This window comes from Nonlabens sp. Hel1_33_55 (assembly GCF_900101765.1).
In the GTDB taxonomy this organism is placed as follows: Bacteria; Bacteroidota; Bacteroidia; order Flavobacteriales; family Flavobacteriaceae; genus Nonlabens.
Map to the genome: position 1 here is coordinate 3,150,557 of NZ_LT627735.1, position 21,338 is coordinate 3,171,894.

General features: G+C 39.5%; 19 protein-coding genes. 12 read left to right on the forward strand and 7 right to left on the reverse strand.

The annotated features are described in order from the left end of the window. The first annotated feature begins 27 nt into the window (after nt 1–27). Entirely contained in the window at nt 28–582 is a 555-nt protein-coding gene (locus BLO34_RS14100) for an N-acetylmuramoyl-L-alanine amidase (RefSeq protein WP_172823974.1), read from the forward strand. Nucleotides 583–655: 73 nt separating this feature from the next. On the opposite strand, the gene BLO34_RS14105 is transcribed toward BLO34_RS14100, so the two are convergent. The 3 genes from BLO34_RS14105 to BLO34_RS14115 all read right to left on the reverse strand — a co-directional run bounded on the left by BLO34_RS14105 (nt 656) and on the right by BLO34_RS14115 (nt 4,241). After that, nucleotides 656–1,594 (reverse strand): mevalonate kinase, encoded by a 939-nt coding sequence (locus tag BLO34_RS14105; protein WP_090756228.1) that lies wholly within the window; start codon nt 1,592–1,594, stop codon nt 656–658. An 11-nt stretch (nt 1,595–1,605) separates the two neighbouring features. Then, nucleotides 1,606–2,664, reverse strand: a complete 1,059-nt coding sequence (locus BLO34_RS14110; RefSeq protein WP_090756230.1) for a diphosphomevalonate/mevalonate 3,5-bisphosphate decarboxylase family protein — start codon at nt 2,662–2,664, stop codon at nt 1,606–1,608. 317 nt (nt 2,665–2,981) lie between these two features. After that, nucleotides 2,982–4,241 (reverse strand): ABC transporter permease, encoded by a 1,260-nt coding sequence (locus BLO34_RS14115; protein ID WP_090756232.1) that lies wholly within the window; start codon nt 4,239–4,241, stop codon nt 2,982–2,984. Between the two features lie 209 nt (nt 4,242–4,450). Here BLO34_RS14115 and purH point away from each other — a divergent pair, with 209 nt between their 5' ends. From purH to rodA, 6 genes are read left to right on the forward strand one after another with little or no spacing between them, the layout of a single operon-like run. Next, entirely contained in the window at nt 4,451–5,998 is a 1,548-nt protein-coding gene (gene purH, locus BLO34_RS14120) for a bifunctional phosphoribosylaminoimidazolecarboxamide formyltransferase/IMP cyclohydrolase (protein WP_090756234.1), read from the forward strand. Nucleotides 5,999–6,051: 53 nt separating this feature from the next. After that, nucleotides 6,052–7,083: a rod shape-determining protein gene (locus tag BLO34_RS14125; RefSeq protein ID WP_041496037.1), complete on the forward strand. Its 1,032-nt coding sequence runs from the start codon at nt 6,052–6,054 to the stop codon at nt 7,081–7,083. A 6-nt stretch (nt 7,084–7,089) separates the two neighbouring features. Then, nucleotides 7,090–7,914: a rod shape-determining protein MreC gene (gene mreC, locus BLO34_RS14130; protein ID WP_090756237.1), complete on the forward strand. Its 825-nt coding sequence runs from the start codon at nt 7,090–7,092 to the stop codon at nt 7,912–7,914. Next, on the forward strand, nt 7,907–8,410 hold the full coding sequence (locus BLO34_RS14135; protein WP_231959519.1) for a hypothetical protein: 504 nt from the start codon (nt 7,907–7,909) through the stop codon (nt 8,408–8,410). Before mreC ends, BLO34_RS14135 begins: the two co-directional genes overlap by 8 nt. Before the next feature lies 1 nt (nt 8,411). Continuing rightward, the gene (gene mrdA, locus BLO34_RS14140; protein WP_090756238.1) at nt 8,412–10,334 is read left to right on the forward strand and encodes a penicillin-binding protein 2; all 1,923 of its coding nucleotides are present in this window, start codon (nt 8,412–8,414) and stop codon (nt 10,332–10,334) included. Then, nucleotides 10,334–11,620: a rod shape-determining protein RodA gene (gene rodA, locus BLO34_RS14145; RefSeq protein WP_231959520.1), complete on the forward strand. Its 1,287-nt coding sequence runs from the start codon at nt 10,334–10,336 to the stop codon at nt 11,618–11,620. The genes mrdA and rodA overlap by 1 nt, the downstream gene beginning before the upstream one ends. 2 nt (nt 11,621–11,622) lie before the next feature. Here the strand turns inward: rodA and BLO34_RS14150 are convergent, their stop codons facing one another. The 3 genes from BLO34_RS14150 to BLO34_RS14160 are packed head-to-tail and all read right to left on the reverse strand — an operon-like array spanning nt 11,623 to nt 15,727. Next, nucleotides 11,623–12,420 (reverse strand): DNA/RNA non-specific endonuclease, encoded by a 798-nt coding sequence (locus BLO34_RS14150; protein ID WP_090756240.1) that lies wholly within the window; start codon nt 12,418–12,420, stop codon nt 11,623–11,625. After that, complete coding sequence (locus BLO34_RS14155; RefSeq protein ID WP_090756242.1) at nt 12,420–13,520, reverse strand: ABC transporter permease; 1,101 nt, start codon at nt 13,518–13,520, stop codon at nt 12,420–12,422. The genes BLO34_RS14150 and BLO34_RS14155 overlap by 1 nt, the downstream gene beginning before the upstream one ends. A 2-nt stretch (nt 13,521–13,522) precedes the next feature. After that, the gene (locus tag BLO34_RS14160; protein WP_090756714.1) at nt 13,523–15,727 is read right to left on the reverse strand and encodes a carboxy terminal-processing peptidase; all 2,205 of its coding nucleotides are present in this window, start codon (nt 15,725–15,727) and stop codon (nt 13,523–13,525) included. A gap of 123 nt (nt 15,728–15,850) precedes the next feature. Between BLO34_RS14160 and surE the strand changes: the two genes are divergently transcribed. From surE to BLO34_RS14185, 5 genes are read left to right on the forward strand one after another with little or no spacing between them, the layout of a single operon-like run. After that, nucleotides 15,851–16,633, forward strand: coding sequence for a 5'/3'-nucleotidase SurE (gene surE / locus BLO34_RS14165; RefSeq protein ID WP_090756716.1), 783 nt, complete (start codon nt 15,851–15,853; stop codon nt 16,631–16,633). Beyond that, entirely contained in the window at nt 16,623–16,922 is a 300-nt protein-coding gene (locus BLO34_RS14170) for a hypothetical protein (protein ID WP_090756244.1), read from the forward strand. The genes surE and BLO34_RS14170 overlap by 11 nt, the downstream gene beginning before the upstream one ends. A 3-nt stretch (nt 16,923–16,925) precedes the next feature. Continuing rightward, a complete protein-coding gene (gene lpxB / locus BLO34_RS14175) occupies nt 16,926–18,056 on the forward strand; it encodes a lipid-A-disaccharide synthase (RefSeq protein ID WP_090756246.1) in 1,131 nt (376 codons plus the stop codon). Further along, nucleotides 18,046–18,717: a C40 family peptidase gene (locus BLO34_RS14180; protein ID WP_090756248.1), complete on the forward strand. Its 672-nt coding sequence runs from the start codon at nt 18,046–18,048 to the stop codon at nt 18,715–18,717. Before lpxB ends, BLO34_RS14180 begins: the two co-directional genes overlap by 11 nt. A gap of 12 nt (nt 18,718–18,729) precedes the next feature. Then, nucleotides 18,730–20,808, forward strand: a complete 2,079-nt coding sequence (locus BLO34_RS14185) for a ComEC/Rec2 family competence protein (RefSeq protein WP_090756249.1) — start codon at nt 18,730–18,732, stop codon at nt 20,806–20,808. On the opposite strand, the gene BLO34_RS14190 is transcribed toward BLO34_RS14185, so the two are convergent. Continuing rightward, nucleotides 20,805–21,332: a thioredoxin family protein gene (locus tag BLO34_RS14190; RefSeq protein WP_090756251.1), complete on the reverse strand. Its 528-nt coding sequence runs from the start codon at nt 21,330–21,332 to the stop codon at nt 20,805–20,807. The two genes, BLO34_RS14185 and BLO34_RS14190, sit on opposite strands and share 4 nt — an antisense overlap. Nucleotides 21,333–21,338: the final 6 nt, after the last annotated feature.

Genomic DNA, 21,338 nt, shown 5'->3' on the forward strand with positions numbered 1-21,338 from the left:
TTGACACTCTTATGTTTGTGTCTTATTATGTCTTTCTCCAACGCTAACAAACCTAGACTCATTTTGCTGGACATAGGTCACGGTGGAGTAGATAAAGGGGCTGTATTTGAAGACCTAACAGAACATGAAATCAACAGGGCGATTGCTGAACATATCAAGACGCTTGGGAATAATGAGAATGTGGTTGTCGAACTTTTGAATGAGAATTCGGGTTTTTTGAGCTTAGAAGAACGTGTAGAAAAGATAATGACTATAAATCCTGATTTATTTATTTCAATCCATATTGGATCACATAAAAACGGCGATGCTAGATTGCTGAATGCTTTTTACTCTGAAAATTATAAGAATCAAGACCAAGTAACTCTTTTAAGCAAGGAATTACTGAAAAACCTATCTGAAGCGACGAATTTGAAGGCTACAAACCCTAAGGCCTCAAAATTTAAAATCCTACAGCAAAATGCTACTCCTAGCATAATGCTAGAACTAGGTAATCTGAATAATAAGGACGATCGTGAACTCATCACTAGTGAAAAGGGACAGCAACAAATTGCGCAAAGTATTCTGGAAGTAGTTTCCAGATAAGCTTTTAATTGTCTTTAATAAAAAAGCTCCCAATCAGATATGATTGGGAGCTTTCTAGTTTATTTATCAATGTTTAAAAATTATAAACCACTTCCAGTTTATAATCTTTCAATGCTTTTTGTGCTTTGGGTAGATCTTCTGTGAAACCTAGAATGTAGCCACCACCACCAGAACCACAGAGTTTTAGGTAATAATCACCAGTGTCCAATCCTTTTTTCCATAGAACATGGAATTGTGCAGGAATCATAGGTTTGAAATTATCTAGAACCGTTCCAGAAAGTTTTTTGACATTGCCAAAAAGGCCTTTCACGTCACCGCTCAAGAAATCTTCCACACACAGATCGGTATATTTTACAAACTGCTCCTTCAACATCTTACGGAAACCTTCTTTCTTCATGTTCTCCATGAATATGTTGACCATGGGCGCTGTTTCACCAACAACTCCAGAGTCCAACAAAAAGACGGCACCATTACCAGTCGCCAGTTGTGACGGTATGCCTGCAGGCTCAATATCTTCTTTACTATTGATAAGAATAGGTAAACTCAAATAACTATTTAAAGGATCCAATCCAGAACTTTTCCCATGGAAGAAACTCTCGATTTTACCAAAAATATCTTTCAGTATCAACAGCTTTTCACGAGTTAGATTTTCTAAAACCGTAATCTTGTTGATCGCATATTTATCATAAATTGATGCTACTAACGCACCGCTGCTTCCTACACCGTATCCTTGAGGTATACTGCTGTCAAAGTACATTCCAGTTGCAACATCATTGCGCATTGCCTTTATATCAAAAGCAGGAAAATCCACATCATTTTCAACTAATTCCTCAATATGATCTGCTAGACGTGATAGGCTGGCATTTGAAGCGAGCGCTTTTTCGTCTGGATTTTCGGCGATTTTGAGGGCGCCTTTATAAAAATTGTAGGGAATGGAAAGTCCTTTGGAATCTTTGATGATACCGTACTCACCAAAAAGTAGAATCTTTGAATAGAATAATGGTCCTTTCATAAATATATGGTCTAAACAGCGCTTGCACCGTTGCCTATATGATCACAAATATAGTGCTCATTTTGACAATATTGCGCTAATTTACTCTTTATCAATTCTTCAACAGCTTCTTTATCAGCTGCAGGATAGAGCATATGCACGTTAGCACCAGCATCTAGCGTGAAGCAGACTGGCGTTTTTGTTACATTCCTAAACTTCCATATTTCCTCGATGATTGACAGCGTGTTGGGCTTCATCAACATGAAATAGGGATGCGACGTCATCATCATGGAGTGTAGCGTTAGCGCTTCACTTTCCGTTATTTTGATAAATCCGTCTAGATCGCCGCTAGCTAGATATTTCTTGATTTCGGTCAGGTTGCTGTGGGCTTGTAGGAATCTCGCTTTCGCGAAAGCGTGTCCGTTCATAAGCTCATGACCTAACGTTGAACTTACGGTTTTCTCGCCTTTGTCCACTAACAAGATGGTGTCCTGAAAATCCTGAAAAATAGGATGTAGATTCACACTAACGTCGACACCATAAAGATCTGAGCTACCAGCCGTATCTGCATGCTCGCCCCAAACGACTAATTTGCCTTCAAGACTTCTACAGGCACTACCAGATCCTAATCGAGCCAGAAAGCTTGCTTTTTTCTTGTCAATCTTAGTTCCAGTCAACTCACTTTCCATCGCTACAATACAGGATGACATTGCTGCCATACTGCTTGCGCTACTTGCGATACCACTGCTGTGCGGGAACGTGTTTGTTGTTTCAATCTTGAATTTGTAACTCTTGATCCATGGAGAATAGTTCTCGATGCGTTTGAAATAGGATTCTATTTTAGGTGCAAAAGATGGTTTGGGCTTACCATCAAGTAAAACCTCAAAACTGTGATGATCAGACTGTGTAGCGGTCAATGTGGTGATCGTGCGACAATCATTGAGAGTAAAACTAATGGATGGATTAGCAGGTAACTGCGTGCCGTGCTTTCCCCAGTATTTTACCAGCGCAATATTCGATGGTGCTTGCCATGAGGCAGTTAGTTTTGGCTTGAGTTGAGGTGTTTCGGTTAGCTTAAATTGATCTTCCAAAAGAGCTTAAGTTTTGATGCAAATATAGAATTTAGGAAAACATCTGTATGTTCTGGAAGAATATGTTTGGAATGAGGAAGGCACTAAATCTCAAAATAACGCGGAAGCTCGTTAAAGGTTTATTTACTTGACAACCTATTGAGGTTTGTATCATTTTAAGCCATTGCGTTAGGGATAGAAACGTAAATCCTTTTTGCAGCTGTCGCCTTGAGGCGGCAGCTGCAAAAAGATTGAAGTGGATAGCCCGACAAAGGCCTTAGCCTTTGGAACGCCCAGAAAATACAGTTTTAATTTAGGAAAAACATCATTATAGGTAGTTACATCCCAGTCCTAATCGCCTCTACAGGATCCATACGCGATGCCGAAATCGCAGGAATGATACCAGCCAGTAAACCTATGATCGCAGATATACTGGTTCCCAAAATAATATTGTTTAGCGATAAGATGAATTGGAAATCTTCTGCAATGGAGTTGGCCACTACCGTTCCCAGCCAGACAAAGAACAATCCAAATAATCCACCGAATATGGCTAGAATAATCGATTCAAATAGGAACTGAGATAGGATAAACCTGCTTTTGGCACCCAGTGATTTTTGAATACCGATGAGGTTGGTTCGTTCCTTAACGCTTACAAACATGATGTTTGCGATCCCAAAACCACCCACGAGCATGGAGAATCCAGAAATAATAACTCCAATTAACGTCATCACGCCAGTAACCTGATCAATAAAATCTGCAAAACCCTTCAGCGGATTGATAAAAAACGTACTGATGTCCTCACTCTTTAATCCTCGAGCGTTGCGTAAACGTTGTTCGATAATTGCCATGAATTCGTCTAGATCAGTTCCAGCTTTTGGCTTCATGATCATCGCGGTTGTTGTGTTCTGGTTTTTATCGCTATAAATACGTCTTATAAAATTGACCGGTATATAAGCCGACTCATCCTTTCCAGGTCCCATACTTATTCCAGAGGCGCCTTCTTTTTCCAAAACACCTATGACCGTGAATTTATTCCCATATAAACGAACACGCTTACCAATAGGGTCTTGACTATCAAATAAGTTTTGGGCAATTTCATAACCTAGTACAACCACGGGAGAACCGCTTAAATCCTCAGATTCATTGAAGAATCTACCATCTACGAGCTTTAGGTTTTCAAGATCATAGAAATCGGCGGTATGTGGTTGGATGCTAACGCCAGTCACTGTGTTCTCCTCAAACTTGATATTTTCAGGCGAGGTGAAAAAGGTATAGCTGATGGCATCAATCTCTGGAACGCTGCGTTTGAGCATTTGATATTCCTCATAGGAAACGTTAGGGAAATTTTGAAACTGATAAGGTTCCAACTCTGTTGGACCAAACGATATTCTCAAAACGTAAATAGTTGAAATATCCAGTGAGCTCAAGCCATCCTGAATTTCATTCTCCAATGAATCAATCGCTGCCAGAACTCCAATGATGGCAAAGATTCCAATGGTGACTCCTAAAAGGGACAAGAAGGTTCGTAACAAATTAGTGCGCAATGCGTTGAGTGCAAAAAAGAAACTTTCTTTAAGAACTCTTAGATAAATGAGCATTCTTGCAATTTAATTCTGGTTACGGTTAATTAGACAAACAGCTTCACGATATGTTACAAAAGTCGCCAATAAATCGATTTTAGTTCCTACTCAAAGCTCAAATGTTGAACAATGGTTAAAAACCAATGCAACCTTATCTCTTAGTTGGAAGATTATAGGATGTCATTGGTTTATTTTTGTATGCTTCATTAATCTGCTACCTTAAAATCATGAGTAAAATCTCCGCAAAAAGTGCCTTAATATCTGTATTTCATAAAGATGGACTTGCCCCAGTTGTTCAAAAAATGAACGAGCTGGGCATTACTATTTACTCCACTGGTGGAACAGAGAAATTCATCACAGAATTAGGAATTCCTGTCACTCCAGTTGAAGATGTGACCAGTTATCCATCCATTCTAGGTGGTCGTGTCAAGACGTTGCATCCTAAGGTTTTTGGCGGGATTTTGAATAGAAGAGAGCATGAAGGTGATCAATCACAGATCGCTGAATATGACATTCCACAAATTGATATCGTCATTGTGGATTTATATCCGTTTGAAGATACTGTGGCGAGTGGTGCTAGCGAGCAGGATATTATTGAAAAAATTGATATAGGTGGTATCTCGCTCATTAGAGCAGCTGCAAAAAATTACAAGGACACGGTTTGTGTCGCGACAATGAATGATTATGAAGAGCTTCTTGAAGTTCTTGAATCTGGAAATGGTGAAACGACGATGGAGCAGCGTAAGAAATTTGCAACTACGGCTTTCAATATTTCATCGCACTATGACAGCGCGATCTACAGTTATTTTGCTGGTGATGATGTAGCTAAAGCGCTTAAGGTAAGCGAGACACACGTGATGCCGTTGCGTTATGGTGAGAATCCGCACCAGCGTGGTTGGTTCTACGGGAATTTTGATGAGATGTTCACAAAACTTCATGGTAAGGCGCTTTCCTATAACAATTTGCTTGACGTAGATGCCGCAGTGAATTTGATGAGTGAGTTTGTGGATGACAAACCAACTTTTGCGATATTCAAGCATAACAATGCGTGTGGTGTAGCACAACGCGATAATATTCACCAGGCTTATGTGGATGCACTTGCAGGTGATCCTGTATCTGCTTTTGGAGGTATTTTGATTTCTAACAAGGAGATCGACGTTCCAACTGCAGAAAAAATACACGAACTCTTCTGCGAGGTCGTGATTGCTCCTTCTTTTAATGCAGATGCACTAGAGATATTGAAGGGCAAAAAAAATAGAATTATGCTGGAGCTTGTCGATGGTGCGCTTTCGCGAAAGCGAGATACCAACAAGCTAGAAGTGCGAGCATCCTTGAATGGTTATTTAGTTCAAGATCCCAACTTAAAAACCGATGAAAAAGGAGATTTAAAGAACGCCACAGAGCGAATTGCCACAGCGGAAGAGATCGAAGATTTGCTGTTTGCATCTAAAATTTGCAAGCATACCAAGTCCAACACCATTGTTCTAGCTAAAGGAAAACAGCTGTGCGCCAGTGGTACCGGCCAAACGTCTAGAGTTGATGCCCTAAATCAGGCGATCCATAAAGCGCAATCCTTCAAATTTGATCTTGACGGTGCCGTGATGGCCAGTGATGCATTTTTCCCATTTCCTGATTGTGTGGAAATAGCTGATAATGCGGGAATTAAGGCGGTGATCCAGCCAGGCGGTTCGATTAAGGATCAACTTTCTATTGATTATTGCAATAAAAACGAAATAGCTATGGTTTTTACGGGTACAAGACACTTTAAACACTAGAATTGTTATAGTTTTGCAAGACCCTAGTAACTAACGTATTTCCACTCATTTATATGGGATTTTTTGATTTCCTCACAGAAGATATTGCCATCGATTTAGGTACGGCAAACACATTAATTGTTCATAACGGTAAAGTCGTTGTGGACAGCCCTTCCATTGTTGCCCGCGATAGGACAACAGGAAAGATTATTGCAGTAGGTAAGGAAGCTGCCATGATGCAGGGAAAAACCCACGAGAATATCAAAACAATACGTCCATTGAAAGATGGTGTTATTGCAGATTTTGATGCGAGTGAAAAGATGATTTCTATGTTCATCAGGGAAATTCCAGCACTCAAGAAAAAGTTATTTACGCCATCATTACGTATGGTGATCTGTATTCCATCTGGAATTACAGAAGTTGAAATGCGCGCCGTTAAGGACAGTGCAGAGCGTGTCAATGGTAAGGAAGTTTATTTGATTCATGAACCTATGGCAGCAGCCATAGGTATAGGTATCGATATCATGCAGCCTAAGGGAAATATGATTGTTGATATAGGTGGTGGAACTACAGAGATCGCTGTTATCGCTCTAGGTGGAATCGTTTGTGATAAATCGGTTAAGATTGCGGGTGATGTATTTACCAATGATATAGTTTATTACATGCGTACCCAGCACAATCTTTATGTAGGTGAACGTACTGCAGAAAAAATTAAAATTCAGATAGGAGCCGCAACCGAAGACCTTGAAGTGCCGCCAGAAGAAATGAACGTTCAAGGGCGTGACCTGCTAACTGGTAAGCCTAAGGAAGTTAAGATTGGTTATCGTGAGATCGCCAAGGCACTTGATAAATCCATTCTTCGTGTGGAAGATGCGGTAATGGAAACGCTTTCTCAAACACCACCAGAGTTAGCTGCCGATATCTACAATACGGGTATTTATTTAGCTGGTGGCGGTTCTATGTTACGTGGTCTTGATAAAAGATTGTCTCAAAAAACAGATCTACCTGTTTATATCGCAGAAGATCCTTTGAGAGCCGTTGTACGAGGTACAGGTTTGACTCTTAAAAACCTGGAGAAATACAAAAGCGTATTAGCTAACAAGTAATTCACAATGCAACATATCATCAATTTTCTGATCAAGTACAGAAACTTGCTGTTGTACCTTTTCTTGTTTTCTGTTTCGCTTGTTTTTACTATTCAATCCCACGAATACCATCGCAATTCTTTTATCCATTCAACAGGTAATGTGACTGGAAACATCTTAGGCGTTCGTAACGATATCTATTCTTACTTCGATCTGAATAGGCAGAATACTTATTTAAGTGAAGAGAACGCTAGGCTGCGTATGAAGCTTTTAGCATTAGGCGATACTCTTTTGGGAGATGAAACTACATTTATGTTTTCTGGAGATACTCCATATAAGGTAGTACCATCCAGAGTAGTAAAGAATAGTTACGATAAATTAGATAACTATATCACGCTTGATATAGGTAACAATCAAAATATTCATCCTGATATGGGCGTGATAACTAGTAATGGTATCGTTGGTATCATCGATGTTTCAAGTGATCGTTTTTCTAGAGTTATTTCTGTTTTAAATTCTGAGATTTCATTGAACGCCCAGATAAAAGGGACGGCAACGATAGGCTCTCTTGTTTGGGATGGTTCAGATCCCTACAAAATGAGTTTGATTGATGTACCAAGACTTGCACGGGTTTCAAAAGGTGATACGATTATAACCGGTAGACAATCCACTACGTTCCCACCAGATATTGAAATAGGTATTATTGAAGATGCAGAACTTATTGACAATGGTTCTAGATATAGAATTGACGTGAGGTTATTTAATGATATGACAGATTTAGGACATGTCTATGTCATTAAAAATAGAGATACTGAAGCTCTTAAAGTAATTGATACATTGACCAATGAATGATTTCTTTAAAATCGCATTGCGCTTTGTGGGACTATTACTAGTCCAGATCTTTGTCATGGATCAAATCAATTTTTTGGGTTTCATAAATCCAATGATCTACGTTCTTTTTATTTTTTTATATCCTTTTGAAAATAACCGATTGGCATTTTTATTGATCTCATTTGGATACGGATTAATAATGGATACTTTTCAAGATACTGGTGGTGCTCATGCAGCAGCGTGTCTTACCTTGACTTTCTTCCGCCCATACTTATTGAAGTTGGTTTATGGAGAAAGTTATCTGATGAAAAATATCAAGGTTCTTTCTACGAGTTTAGATAGAGTTTTTCTCTTTCTGGTGATTGGTATTTTTCTACACCATCTTGTATTTTTTGGATTGGTCGTATTTAACATTTCTCAGATATGGGTATGGCTTAAAATGACGTTTGCAGTAGGAGCGGCGTCTGTAATCTTAAGTATGGTCCTGCTACTTATAATAAAACCCAAGAGGTCTTAACATGAAAAAATTATTGCTTTTATTCTTTGTGTCACTTACAGGAATCGTGTTTCTAGCACGGTTAGTCTACCTGCAGGTGTTTAGTGAAGAATTAAAGCTCAAATCAGAATTGAATGCTGTTAAAACAGTCTTTGATTATCCAGAACGCGGATTCATTTACGATCGTAACGGTGAACTAATGGTAGCCAACCAGACAGCCTATGATGTCATGGTGGTTCCTAGAGAGGTCAAAGTCTTTGATACTTTAGAGCTTTGCAACTTGTTGCAAATGCAAAAAAAGGATTTGATAAAGCAAATCGAAAAAGCTAAAAATTGGTCATGGCGCAAACCCAGCGTTATCATGCCTCAATTAACCCAAATGGAATATGCGCCATTGCAGGAAAAGCTACGCAAGTTTCCAGGTTTTTATACCCAACGTAGATCACTCAGAAAATATTTGGTAGATCATAGTGCCAACGTTCTAGGATACATACGTGAGGTAAATCAATTAGATATTGATGCAAATGAGGTTTACGAAATGGGTGATCTCAAAGGAAAAAGTGGCATTGAAGCAGAATATGAAAAAGAATTGCGAGGTAAAAAAGGGGTCAAAAGATATTTGAGAGATAACTTCGGACGACCTATCAGTTCTTATGAGAATGGAGTTTACGATACCATTCCGCAAGCTGGAGTCAATCTCACAATCACATTAGATAGTAAGCTGCAGGAATATGGTCAGCAATTAATGCAAAATAAGCGAGGCGGCATTGTCGCTATTGAGCCTAAGACGGGTGAAATATTAAGTTTGATCTCAGCACCATTTTATGACCCAAGCATCACCATGGGTCGTGACCGTTCCAAAAATATTAATGCACTTATTCGGGATACGATAACCAGACCAACTTACGATAGAGGTCTTCAAGCGCAATATGCGCCGGGATCACCTTTCAAGGTATTGAACGCACTGATAGGCCTGCAAGAGAATGCCGTAAAAACTACAGATCGTTTTTATTGTGCCCATGGTTATGCCTATGGTGGTAGAAAAAAATTGGGTTGCCACAGTCATAGCAGTCCGTTGTCGATGGAGCGAGGCATCGCCGAATCTTGTAATGCTTATTTCGCCCAAGTTTACCGCAGGATCATTGAAGGACACAAGAACAGTCATGAGGGAATGGATGCCTGGAGCAATCACGTGAAATCATTTGGATTGGGTAATTATCTAGGTTATGATTTGCCTGCTGGCCGTAGAGGTAATGTTCCTGATAGTGAATATTATGACAAATGGTATCCTGATGGTAATTGGTATGCAACCACGACGATTTCCAATAGTATAGGTCAAGGCGAGGTTCTTGCAACTCCTATCCAGCTAGCAAACATGACAGCGGCGATTGCGAATCGTGGCTATTTTTACACGCCTCACATTGTCAAGAAAAAGGATGGAGAGACCATTACCGATTCAAAGTACACTACCAAGCGCCACACAACCATTGATCCTAAATATTTTGAACCAGTAGTGGAAGGAATGAACCAGGTTTATAAAACCGGTACGGCATCAAGCGTTCAGATTCCGGGAATTGAGGTTTGTGGTAAAACCGGCACCGCTGAGAATTTTGCCAAAATCGATGGTGTCACCACTCAACTCACAGATCACAGTGTATTCATTGCTTTTGCTCCTAAAGATGATCCCAAGATTGCAATTGCCGTATTTATTGAGAACGGATACTGGGGTTCCAGATATGCTGCCAAAATTGCAAGTCTCATGATAGAGAAGCACTTAAAAGGCGAGATTACCAGAACTGACCTTGAAGATTGGGTACTCAATCACACATTAGAACAGGAATACAAAAAGCCCTATAGTGGTGAGCCCTTTAAAATTAACGGACCACCAGTACCTGTTGATGGTCCCAAGGTGACCATCAACGATCCTTCTCAAATTTCATTTTAGTGTTAAACAGTGCGATAGGTGACAAGCCCAAGTTTGACGTCAGTATCATATTGATTTATCTGGCGCTAGTCCTTATGGGATGGGTGAGTATTTATAGCGCTGCACCGGTAGAAACTCATGGATCCATTTTTGACATTAATGAGGTTTACGGTAAACAGTTTTTACGTATCATTCTAGCAATCGTAATGATTGTAGTGGTACTTGCAATTGAAGTCAAGTTTTTTGAACGATTTGCAGGTGTGATTTATGTGATATCGTTGATATCGCTTGTTGGTCTCTTCTTCTTTGGAGTCGAGATTTCTGGTGCAAAGTCCTGGTACGGCTTTGGTGGTTTGAGATTGCAGCCCAGTGAGTTTGCAAAATTTGCCACGGCATTAGCGCTCGCAAAATACCTCAGTCAGCTGGATGTATCTGTAAAGGACGTTAAGCATTTCTTGATTGCCTCGCTCATCGTTATGCTGCCGGCGATTCTTATCGTACCGCAGCCAGATCCTGGAAGTGCACTGATTTACGTCGCTTTTTTCTTTGCCCTGCATCGTGAGGGGTTATCTATTTGGTTTTTAATGCTGGGATTGATCGGGTTGACTGTGTTTATGGGAACGATTCTCATAGGGCCGTGGTGGATTGCTGCAGCTAGTTTGATAGTAGTGGCTATGATATTTTCGCTTTCGCGAAAGCGATATAAAAAAAGAGTTTCTAAAAAGCCAAAAATCTCTATATATCTTCTTGCGCTGGTCGCATGCGTTGGACTTGCCTTTGCAGTTGGTCCCATCTATGAGAATGTCTTTAGCGAGCGCCACAGAAACCGGATTGATATTGTTCTAGGCAGAGTCGATGACAGTCAAGGGATTCAATACAACATCATCCAGAGCGAGATTGCGATAGGGAGTGGTGGATTAGTGGGTAAAGGTCTCTTAAAAGGAACGCAGACTCAAGGAGGATTTGTTCCAGAACAACATACGGACTTCATATTTTCTGCGATAGGTGAGGAGTTTGGGTTGTTGGGTGCTGGATTGGTGGTCATTCTATTCATGTTGCTCATCTACAGGCTTATTATCATGGCAGAACGGCAGCGGAATCAATTCGCTAGGATTTATGGCTACTGCGCTGCAGGCATCTTTTTCCTTCACTTTTTCGTAAACGTGGGAATGGTTTTGGGCTTATTACCTACGGTAGGAATTCCGCTTCCTTTTTTGAGTTATGGCGGTAGTAGTTTGTGGGGATTCACGCTACTTCTTTTCATTTTTGTGAAACTCGATGCTCATAGAATGAGCTATCAGCACTAAATCTACCAACCAGATCGGTTGGTTGCTCGTTCTAGATCTTCTTCCAAATTGTCTGGTAACTGAGAAAAGAAATCAGTACCGGTTAGTTGTTCAATGGAGTCGACTGATACTACAAAATCATAGATAGATTGTGAGGTCTCCTGATGAGGTATGAGAAATGCTAGCATCGATTTTTTTCCGTTTGAGCTTTTGTACAGAATCTTATAAAAGCGTTTTGGAACACTTACGTTTTCAGAACCTATGCTTTCCAGATTGTTTTCTAAAATTGATCCTGTGATCACGTAAATACCATCTTCTTTTTGAGCATAATATCTAACCTTCTGTTCCAATCTATTCCATATTCCAGAATTAAAATCATGACGTTGTGGACTAATATTACTGGTTAGAAAAGTTTCCTCATAATCTTCCAATGATCCACGACGATCGCCAGCAGGTACTAAATGACCGCGATCATAACCGCTGTTCTTATAATTGCGCCAGCTAGCAGCACCTGTGCTTACCATATCATCTATCTCAAAATACGGTCGCTTATATTCTGCTCTCTTTATATCGCTGGGTCTTAATACATGAACCGTCCATTCTGCTTGCTCATGTTGTTCATTATAAGAAAGACTGTAGGATTTATGATGAATAATCTGATTGTTGGAATTGGGAATAAAATCTGCTCGCGATAAGCTATAGTTGCTTTTTGAGGCGATTTTGATATTCTCTTCAGATATTTCACTGTTCTGATAACGTTGTACAAAAAACAGGCTGACTAAAATTAATACAGCAATAATGGGATATATGGTCTTCTTCATCACGTCGATTTCACGTCAAGGGCGTCTCGTAAAGAATTACCCAAAAGCATAAATGCCATAACCAGTATCATGATTGCAATGCCTGGAACAATTGCGAGGTATGCCTTGTCTAGAATTATATATTGGTAATGATCCTTAATCATGCTGCCCCAAGACGGTATAGGTGGCTGCGCGCCTAGTCCCAGAAAGCTCAAACCAGCTTCAATCAAGATCGCAGCAGCAAAGTTTGCAGCACTTATCACAATTACAGGCGCAAGAATATTGGGTAATATGTGTCTTGTTATAATCCTAAGATTATTGAATCCCAAGGCTCTAGCTGCGGTAACATATTGATATTCTTTGGCAACGATCATTTGTCCACGTACGACACGCGCAATTTCTACCCACATGGTTAATCCTACCGCTATAAAAACGGTCAGGAATCCTTTTCCCAGTGCAATGCTGATGGCAATTACCATCAATAGGGTAGGAATTGACCAGGTGACATTGATGATCCACATGATAGCAGCATCAATTTTGCCGCCGTAAAACCCTGCAATCGCTCCCAATGGAATACCAATCAACAATGAGATTAGTACCGCAACAAAACCTATACTTATGCTCACTCTTGTCCCTATGATCATACGACTAAGCAGGTCTCTACCGTATTTGTCTGTTCCTAGAAGAAAAGTTTTTGAGGTTGTATAGCTTTCGCGAAAGCGAGATAACGACATATTTTCTGCATTCTCATATTCCAGCTTTTGAAAGGGTTGTTCCTGCTCATCTACATCATAAGGCTTATAATAGATACCGTCGGGTTTTCTATCAATCGCCGCAAAAGGAATCTCTGTAGTATTGGCATCGTGCCCGTTCCACAAATCTGAAAAAGACGCATCAGTATTTTGGGCAGGTAATTCAATAAAATCTGCCGTAAATCCTGGTGGTTGTGAATGAATGGAGATGTGCATCTGGTTAGCATATGTGCTATCATCAGGTGCAATAACGTAGGCCAAAACAGCAATGACTACAAACCCAAGAATGATGGATAAACTCAAAACGCCCCAAAAACTTTTTCTAAGTTTTTGGAGCGTTTTAAATGCTACTGAGTTGCCTGCAGCCATTTTTAGTTCTTGATGGTCATACCGTTACCTTTGATGGTATTGGTCTTGAGATCTTTTAATACGTTGACAGCTTCTTCAATGTACATATCTTCATTGATAGAGTTGTGCCAGCGCTTGCGTTTGTCTGCCAGGCTTGAATCTGCTTCAATCAAGACTTTCTCATCTTTTAGGGAATAAACGGCAAGATCATTTTTGTATTCATCAAGTTTATTGAATTGATCAGTTTCTTCTTCCAATCGTTTTAAACGTTTCTTGTAAGAATCAATACTCAACGGAATCATTCTTTCATCTCGCTGATTTGCCAACCATTTTGCATTCTTGTCAATAAGTTGGAAATACTCATTATTATTAATTCTGTCCTGTGATGATTTGATGCTTTCTTTCAAATTAAGGTAGCCTTTGAATTTCTTATAGTCAGCTGCTGGAATTTCATCATAAGCTAGAGGATAATCTTCATCGCGTTCACCTATTTCAATATAACTGTAACGATCTGGAGCGATAACATCGCTTTTCACGCCTTCTAATTGTGTACTACCACCATTGATTCTATAGAATTTTTGGGTGGTCAATTTTAAAGCTCCAAGATCTCCAAATTCTGAACTTTTCACATAACGATTCAGATCTTCAAAATTCTGAACCGTTCCTTTTCCAAAAGTTTGTTTGCTTCCTAATACAATCGCGCGATCATAATCTTGCAATGCAGCCGCTAGAATCTCTGATGCGCTCGCGCTCAATTCATTCACAAGAATAACTAAAGGTCCATCCCACAGTACGGCACCACCATCATCATCATTTAATGTTTGAGTGCGATTACCTTTCAATCCTACTTGAACCATAGGGCCTTCTGGTATAAAGAGGCCAGCCATTTCAATTACTTCTCTTAAAGAACCACCACCATTGTTTCTTAAATCAATGATGAGACCTTCCATTCCTTCTTCCTTGAGCTTTACAATTTCTTTTGCTACATCATCACCTGCAGCTCTACCAGCATTATTCTCCTGATTGAAATAAAACTTAGGTAAATTGATAACTCCATAATTGATAGAATCATCTTGAAGTAATGCGGTTTTTGCAAATGTTTCTTCAATAAGAACTACATCTCTTACAAGTGTAACATCCTTGATATTGCCGTCCACCTTTTTAAGAGTCAAGGTTACTTTTGTTCCTTTTGGGCCTTTGATTAAGTCAACCGCATCGCTTATACGCATTCCCACAATACTGGTGGCAACGGTATCTTTATCTTGCGCAACTCTAAGGATCTGATCTCCTTTTTCCAATTTACCACTCGTCCATGCTGGACCGCCTGAAATAATCTCCATAATCTCGATGTCATCCATTTTTTTCTGGAGACGAGCACCGATTCCTTCTAGGGAACCGCTTAATGAAGTGTCAAATCTATCTTTAGTTTGTGGCGCAAAGTAATTTGTGTGCGGATCAAAGTGTGTCGTGATGTTATTTAAAAACAAAGCGAAATAATCCAAACGCTCCACATCATCGCTTAAATCAAAATTTTCCTCCATGGATTTTTTGACCTCCATACGAGCTTCTTTCTCTAATTCTGCAAGAGATTTTTTCTTAAAAGGAGTTTTTGGATCGCTATTTTGGGAAGCATTATTAAACGCACTCGCCTCATCGTTGTCATCTACAGTTTTAGATTTGCCTTCCTGTGCCTCTATCTTACCATTATATATTCCAATAGCAGAAAGTTTTAAAAGCTTTCTCCAGTGATTTTTAAGTTCCTTACGGTTTTTAGCGTAAGCTATCTCCTCGTAATCCGTATCAATTTCTTCCTCAACAGTAAAGTCAAATGGCTCATTGATGACTTCTTTGAAAATCTTTTCAGATTCTTTCTCTCTTTTCAGCAATCGCTCGTAAACAATATTGAACATATCCACACGACCATCTCTAATTTGATCATCGATCAAAAATTCAAAAGTTTTAAAATCTTCATAATCGCTCGCTAGAAAATAGCGCTTGGCAGGATCAAGTTCGTAGACAAAGTTTTTGAAGACATCCTGAGAAAATTGATCTGTAAGATCTGCTGGCTCATAGTGATTGCGACGCAATACATGATTTATAAGCTCTATCAGTAATTCTTCCTTCTCCTTGTCACCTGGATCAATGTCATTATTTATAAAACTGCAGCTTGCAGTCGCTACCATAAGCGTGATAATACCTATAGCAATATTGTTTTTTAGAAATCTCATAAGATTGTTCATTTTCTCTTTCTTCAGGTGTAAAAATCGTGCCACACTACAATCCTTGAAAGTAGGCAGCAAAATGGACAGATGACGGCTAATTTACTTAATTTTAACCACCTTAAAAAAGCTATGAAAGATAAAAAAAGACCATTGATTCTAGTTACCAATGACGATGGTATTACCGCAAAGGGAATAAGGACTTTAGTAGATGTCGCAAGTAAACTAGGTGATGTGGTCGTGGTAGCACCAGACAAGCCTCAAAGTGCTATGGGACATGCAATCACGATCAATGACACGCTCTATGTAAAAGAATTCAAATTGCATGATTACGATCATAAAGAATATACTACAAGTGGAACACCTGTGGATTGTGTAAAAATGGCAAGTCATGAAATACTTGACAAGAAACCTGATCTATGCATTAGCGGTATCAACCACGGCAGCAACAGTGCTATTAATGTAATTTATAGTGGTACTATGAGTGCAGCAATGGAAGCTGGGATTGAAGGAATTCCTGCTATAGGTTTTTCTTTATGCGACTATGATGCAGATGCAGACTTTGAACCGGCTCGACCTTATGTTGAAAAGATCATCAAGCAAGTATTGGAAAACGGTATGGCAAAAGGAGTAATCCTTAACGTCAATATCCCAAAAGCAAGCAAGGAGGAGCTTAATGGTATCAAAATATGTCGACAGGCAAATGCTTATTGGGTAGAAGAGTTTGATAAAAGAACAAATCCTTACGGCCGCGATTACTACTGGCTTACTGGTAAGTTTGTCAACGATGATAAAGGAGAAGATACTGACGAATGGGCACTCGAGAATAATTTCATTTCCATTGTACCTACTCAATTTGACCTAACCGCTCATCATTATATTAAAGAGCTAAACACCTGGGAATTTGAAAATTAAAATTCTAAAGGGATTTGTTTTAGGATTGCTGGCAAATGTTGTCGGTGTTTTTCTTTACGTTTATTTTTTTAGTGGTAGAGAGTTCGAATATGTGATTGAAAAAGGAATAGAACAAGGATTTATAGGGTCGCTCATAGGATTAGGAGCCATTTTGAATGTACTTTTATTCTTCTTTTTCCTCACGGGAAAAATCGGGAAATTTAGAAAACCAGTACAACCATATGAAGCACGTGGCGTTATTATGGCAACAATTCTCGCCGCATTTGCTGTTTTATATTTTGAATTCTAACCCATGAAATACTATCTCATTGCAGGCGAGGCGAGTGGCGACCTTCATGGATCGCTCTTGATGAAGGAACTTCAAAAAAAGGATCCTAGTGCAGAATTCAGATTCTGGGGTGGCGATTTAATGGAACAGGTTGGTGGTGGTACTCTTGTGCGACATTATAGAGATCTAGCCTTTATGGGCTTTGTGGAAGTATTGGGAAACCTTAGAACCATCCTGCGCAACATCAACGACTGCAAAAAAGACATTCAGGAATTTGCTCCAGATGTCATTATATATATTGATTATCCTGGATTTAATTTTAGGATTATGAAATGGGCGCGGCTGCAGGGCTATCGCAACCATTATTATATTTCGCCCCAAATATGGGCATGGAAGGAAAGTAGAATCAAAGCCATCAAACGTGATGTAGATGAGATGTACGTGATCTTGCCTTTTGAAAAACATTTCTATGAACAAAAACATCAATTTCCTGTTCATTTTGTGGGACATCCATTGATTGATGCTATAAATACTAGAAAGAAACTAGACCACCATAAATTTCTCAGTGATCATGAAATGGACGATAGGCCCATTATTGCCTTATTGCCGGGCAGTCGCAAACAAGAAATCAAGAACATGTTGACGGTCATGTTGCGCATGGTCGATCGGTTTGAGGAGTATCAGTTCGTTATCGCTGGTGCACCTGGACAGGACGCCTCTTTTTATGCCAGTTTTCTGAAAAAATACGATGTCAAGTTGATCATGAATCAGACATATGATCTTTTGAGTTTATCGCATGCAGCGCTGGTCACGTCAGGAACGGCAACTTTAGAAACGGCGCTCTTTAAAGTGCCGCAGGTCGTTTGTTATAAAGGCAGCATGATTTCTTACCAGATTGCAAAACGCATTATCAAGCTAGACTATATATCGCTTGTGAATTTGATCATGGATCAACCAGTGGTTACAGAACTGATTCAAAAGGAATTCAAGCCCAAACATTTGCAGCGAGAATTGGAACACATTCTAGACAAGACACACCGTAACCGGATTTTTGCCGATTACTATCAGTTAGAGAAAAAACTAGGCGGCGTTGGTGCAAGTGAAAAGACGGCTGCTCTCATTTATAAATCAATTACTGCAGAGGATGATAAATAGAATCTCGCTTTCGCGAAAACGAACTAATCCAACTTCTATAACACATTATTTAAGAATCAGTCTCTGTACCATCCTGGTTGCAATGTTGGTTTCATGTGGGAGCAGTAAACCAAAAGTCGTTACCACCAAAGCAGAAGCTCGAGAGTTAAGAAGTGAAAACACATCGAATAGGAAGGTGCCGCCAAAAACACCCATGACCAGAAGGCCTGAAAAGCTGGATGAGCTTGAAAAAGAACCAGCAGCAGATGAAGATAGAACTGAAGTTCCAGAATCATTGACTACCGTTGATGCGGCGATTCTCTATGCCATGGAATATGAGGGTACCCGTTATCGATATGGCGGTTCTTCTAAAAGCGGTATGGATTGTAGCGGTTTGATCAACCTTTCCTTTGACAAGGCTGGTGAAAAAGTGCCACGAACCAGCATGAGCTTATTTCAAGCAACTAATCCAATAGATATTAAAGAAGTACAAAAGGGCGATCTGATGTTTTTTGCAACTGGCAGAGACCGCAAAAAAATAAATCACGTAGCACTTGTAACAGAAGTCACACCTGCGGAAATTAGATTTATCCACGCCACGGTTTCCCAAGGGGTTACTGTATCTTCTTTTAATGAACCTTACTGGCTAGGTAAGTACCTGAGCAGCGGTAGGTTATTTTGATTAAATTAGTCCATGAAATTATTGGACTATCCATTTTATAGGCTTGTCGCCTTTTTCATCATTGGGATCGTTGTCCAATTTTATGTTCCGTTACCAATATCGTTTTGGTTACTTTTCGTTGCCTTAACCTTATTTCTTTCTCTTCTAGGTTATTTCATCAAGCCTTTTGCTGTTGTTAGTAAAAGCCTACTTACAATATCTGTAATGCTGTTTTTCGCAGCTTTAGGTGGCTGCATAACATCGCTCAAGTCCGGCGTGTTTCCCAATAATCATTATTCGCATGCTGTCCAGAAAGGAGAAGATGCTGTAATAACATTGCTACTGCGAGAACAGTTAAGTTCAAATTCTTATAATCATCGTTTCTATGCAGATGTTACCAGTTACAACTGGCAGGTCACTCAAGGTAAGATCTTGGTTTTATTTAAAAGATCTGATAGTGTCAATTACAAGGCTGGACAAGAGTTAATAGTTTATGATGATGTCAACGATGCGAGCAATGGTCGTAATCCTGGAGATTTCAATTATAAGGAATACCTCAAAGGAATTGATGTCTACGGACAAGTCTACGTGGACAAACCCAAAATATTACAATCGCAATTACAAGAAAGTTCGCTTCCATGGTATGTTCGATATAGAAACAAATTGTTGCAAGATCTTGAAGATTCAAATCTCACTGATAATTCCCGATCGCTGGTAGAGGCATTGGTACTGGGACAACGCCAAAATGTAGATCCTACCATCACTCAAAATTTTAGGGATGCTGGCGTGATTCATATTCTTGCGCTTAGCGGTCTGCATGTAGGTATCATTCTTTTAATCCTGCAATTCTGTTTAAAATGGATGAAACGATTGCCTTACGGGAATTGGATCCAAACGGTCATCATAATTTCGTTGTTGTGGTGTTTTGCCCTTCTGACTGGAATGTCTCCATCTATATTACGGGCTGTGACGATGTTTTCTTTTGTTGCTATTGGAATGAATATCAATCGCAACAGATCTGTTTTTCATAGCTTGACAATTTCGGCGTTTTGCCTATTGGTTTATGATCCGCGATTGTTGTTTCAGGTAGGATTTCAACTTAGTTATACTGCCGTCATTGCCATTGTGTTGCTACAGCCCTTATTCATGCGCTTGTTCCCAAGAATCAAATACTGGCTACCCAATAAGCTTGTTCAAATCTTTACCGTGACACTAGCTGCACAAATAGGAGTAGCGCCATTGAGCATCTATTATTTTCACCAATTACCGCTTGCATTTTTAGTGGGTAATCTGGCTTTATTGCTCATTCTTCCACTGATATTAGGTTTGTCGATTACATTTATAATACTGCTGCAACTAGGTGTCGTAGTCGACTGGCTGGGTAATGGCCTCAACTTTATTTTTGAAACTATAATTTCGTTCGTTGGTTACATTAGCAGTTTTCAGGGATTTGTGTGGAAAGATATTTACCTGCGAGTAGATCAATTGATACTCATTTACATTTTTCTGTTGGGATTGATTGTTTTCGTTTTACCTATCATAAAACGAAGCAGAAGAGAAAGATTCAGGATCACCAAATCAAATTATGGATTTCACATAGCGCTGGCAGCAATGATTGGTTTGGTTTGTACAAGCTTATTTCACGATTATAAGTCAAAGGAAAGCTTCATGGTTTTGCATCAATCAAGAGGCAGTGCTGTAGCGATTTCAAATGCTAAAGAATCAAAACTCTTGGTTCATTTGTCCAGTATGGATAATGTAAGGAGAGAAAACAGCTTTAACCGTCTAAGTCAAATAGAAAACTTTCAGAAAACGACCTTGAAAATTGACAGCCTACCAGCGATGATCAATTATAAGAATATACCACTCATTGTCATTGACGAATCGGCATTATTTGCAGAAACTAGTGTTAAAGAACCTATAGTTTTACTTTCCAACTCTCCTAAAATTAATTTAAACAAAGTCATCACTAAATTAAATCCCAAACTCATCATCACCGATGGATCAAATTACCGCAATTTTGTCGACCGCTGGAAGGCAACTTGTAATAACAGAAATGTAGATTTCGTCAATACGTATGATGAAGGAGCGATAGACCTATTGCAATATTAGTCCTGCAATTGGTAATTAAATTGTGCCTGGTAATCTGCCCAGTCTTGACCGGTCCTAATAGATTTGTAGGTGTCATCTGCCAGCATGGTAACATATACTTCCAGCTTTTTCGGTCCCATTTTACCGGGTACTGGATTAATGACGTTGGCATTCTCATCAAAGAAGATTAAAGTAGGATATTCAAAGATTTTCATGGCTTCGGCAAACTCGTGCTGTGCGCCTGGAAACTTTTTGTAATTCTTGTTGCCGTAGCTTTTGCCTTTGTAGGTGATGGACTCTTTTCCTTCGGCATCAAATTTTACCGGATAGTAGTTGTTGTTAATGAATTGAGCTATGTCCGCTTTCGCGAAAGCGTGTTTATCCATCCACTTACAGTTAGGACAACTTTCTGTATAGGTTTTAAACAAGATCTTGCGAGGCTCTTTTTTCTGAGCAGCCAGAGCCTCATTCATAGTCATCCAATTCACCTGAGCACTAACCGCAAAAGTTGAAAAGAGAAATACGATAAAAAGAAAACGTTTCATGGAACA

What these genes read in the sequence shown, in the direction of transcription:
- mrdA (WP_090756238.1), top strand. Translation starts at nt 8,412, where the DNA reads ATGAAAAAATTATTGCTTTTATTCTTTGTGTCACTTACAGGAATCGTG.
- BLO34_RS14115 (WP_090756232.1), bottom strand. Translation starts at nt 4,241, where the DNA reads ATGCTCATTTATCTAAGAGTTCTTAAAGAAAGTTTCTTTTTTGCACTC.
- BLO34_RS14155 (WP_090756242.1), bottom strand. Translation starts at nt 13,520, where the DNA reads ATGGCTGCAGGCAACTCAGTAGCATTTAAAACGCTCCAAAAACTTAGA.
- BLO34_RS14190 (WP_090756251.1), bottom strand. Translation starts at nt 21,332, where the DNA reads ATGAAACGTTTTCTTTTTATCGTATTTCTCTTTTCAACTTTTGCGGTT.
- surE (WP_090756716.1), top strand. Translation starts at nt 15,851, where the DNA reads ATGAAAGATAAAAAAAGACCATTGATTCTAGTTACCAATGACGATGGT.
- lpxB (WP_090756246.1), top strand. Translation starts at nt 16,926, where the DNA reads ATGAAATACTATCTCATTGCAGGCGAGGCGAGTGGCGACCTTCATGGA.
- BLO34_RS14185 (WP_090756249.1), top strand. Translation starts at nt 18,730, where the DNA reads ATGAAATTATTGGACTATCCATTTTATAGGCTTGTCGCCTTTTTCATC.
- BLO34_RS14135 (WP_231959519.1), top strand. Translation starts at nt 7,907, where the DNA reads ATGAATGATTTCTTTAAAATCGCATTGCGCTTTGTGGGACTATTACTA.
- BLO34_RS14100 (WP_172823974.1), top strand. Translation starts at nt 28, where the DNA reads ATGTCTTTCTCCAACGCTAACAAACCTAGACTCATTTTGCTGGACATA.
- purH (WP_090756234.1), top strand. Translation starts at nt 4,451, where the DNA reads ATGAGTAAAATCTCCGCAAAAAGTGCCTTAATATCTGTATTTCATAAA.
- BLO34_RS14150 (WP_090756240.1), bottom strand. Translation starts at nt 12,420, where the DNA reads ATGAAGAAGACCATATATCCCATTATTGCTGTATTAATTTTAGTCAGC.
- BLO34_RS14125 (WP_041496037.1), top strand. Translation starts at nt 6,052, where the DNA reads ATGGGATTTTTTGATTTCCTCACAGAAGATATTGCCATCGATTTAGGT.
- BLO34_RS14105 (WP_090756228.1), bottom strand. Translation starts at nt 1,594, where the DNA reads ATGAAAGGACCATTATTCTATTCAAAGATTCTACTTTTTGGTGAGTAC.
- BLO34_RS14180 (WP_090756248.1), top strand. Translation starts at nt 18,046, where the DNA reads ATGATAAATAGAATCTCGCTTTCGCGAAAACGAACTAATCCAACTTCT.
- BLO34_RS14160 (WP_090756714.1), bottom strand. Translation starts at nt 15,727, where the DNA reads ATGAGATTTCTAAAAAACAATATTGCTATAGGTATTATCACGCTTATG.
- mreC (WP_090756237.1), top strand. Translation starts at nt 7,090, where the DNA reads ATGCAACATATCATCAATTTTCTGATCAAGTACAGAAACTTGCTGTTG.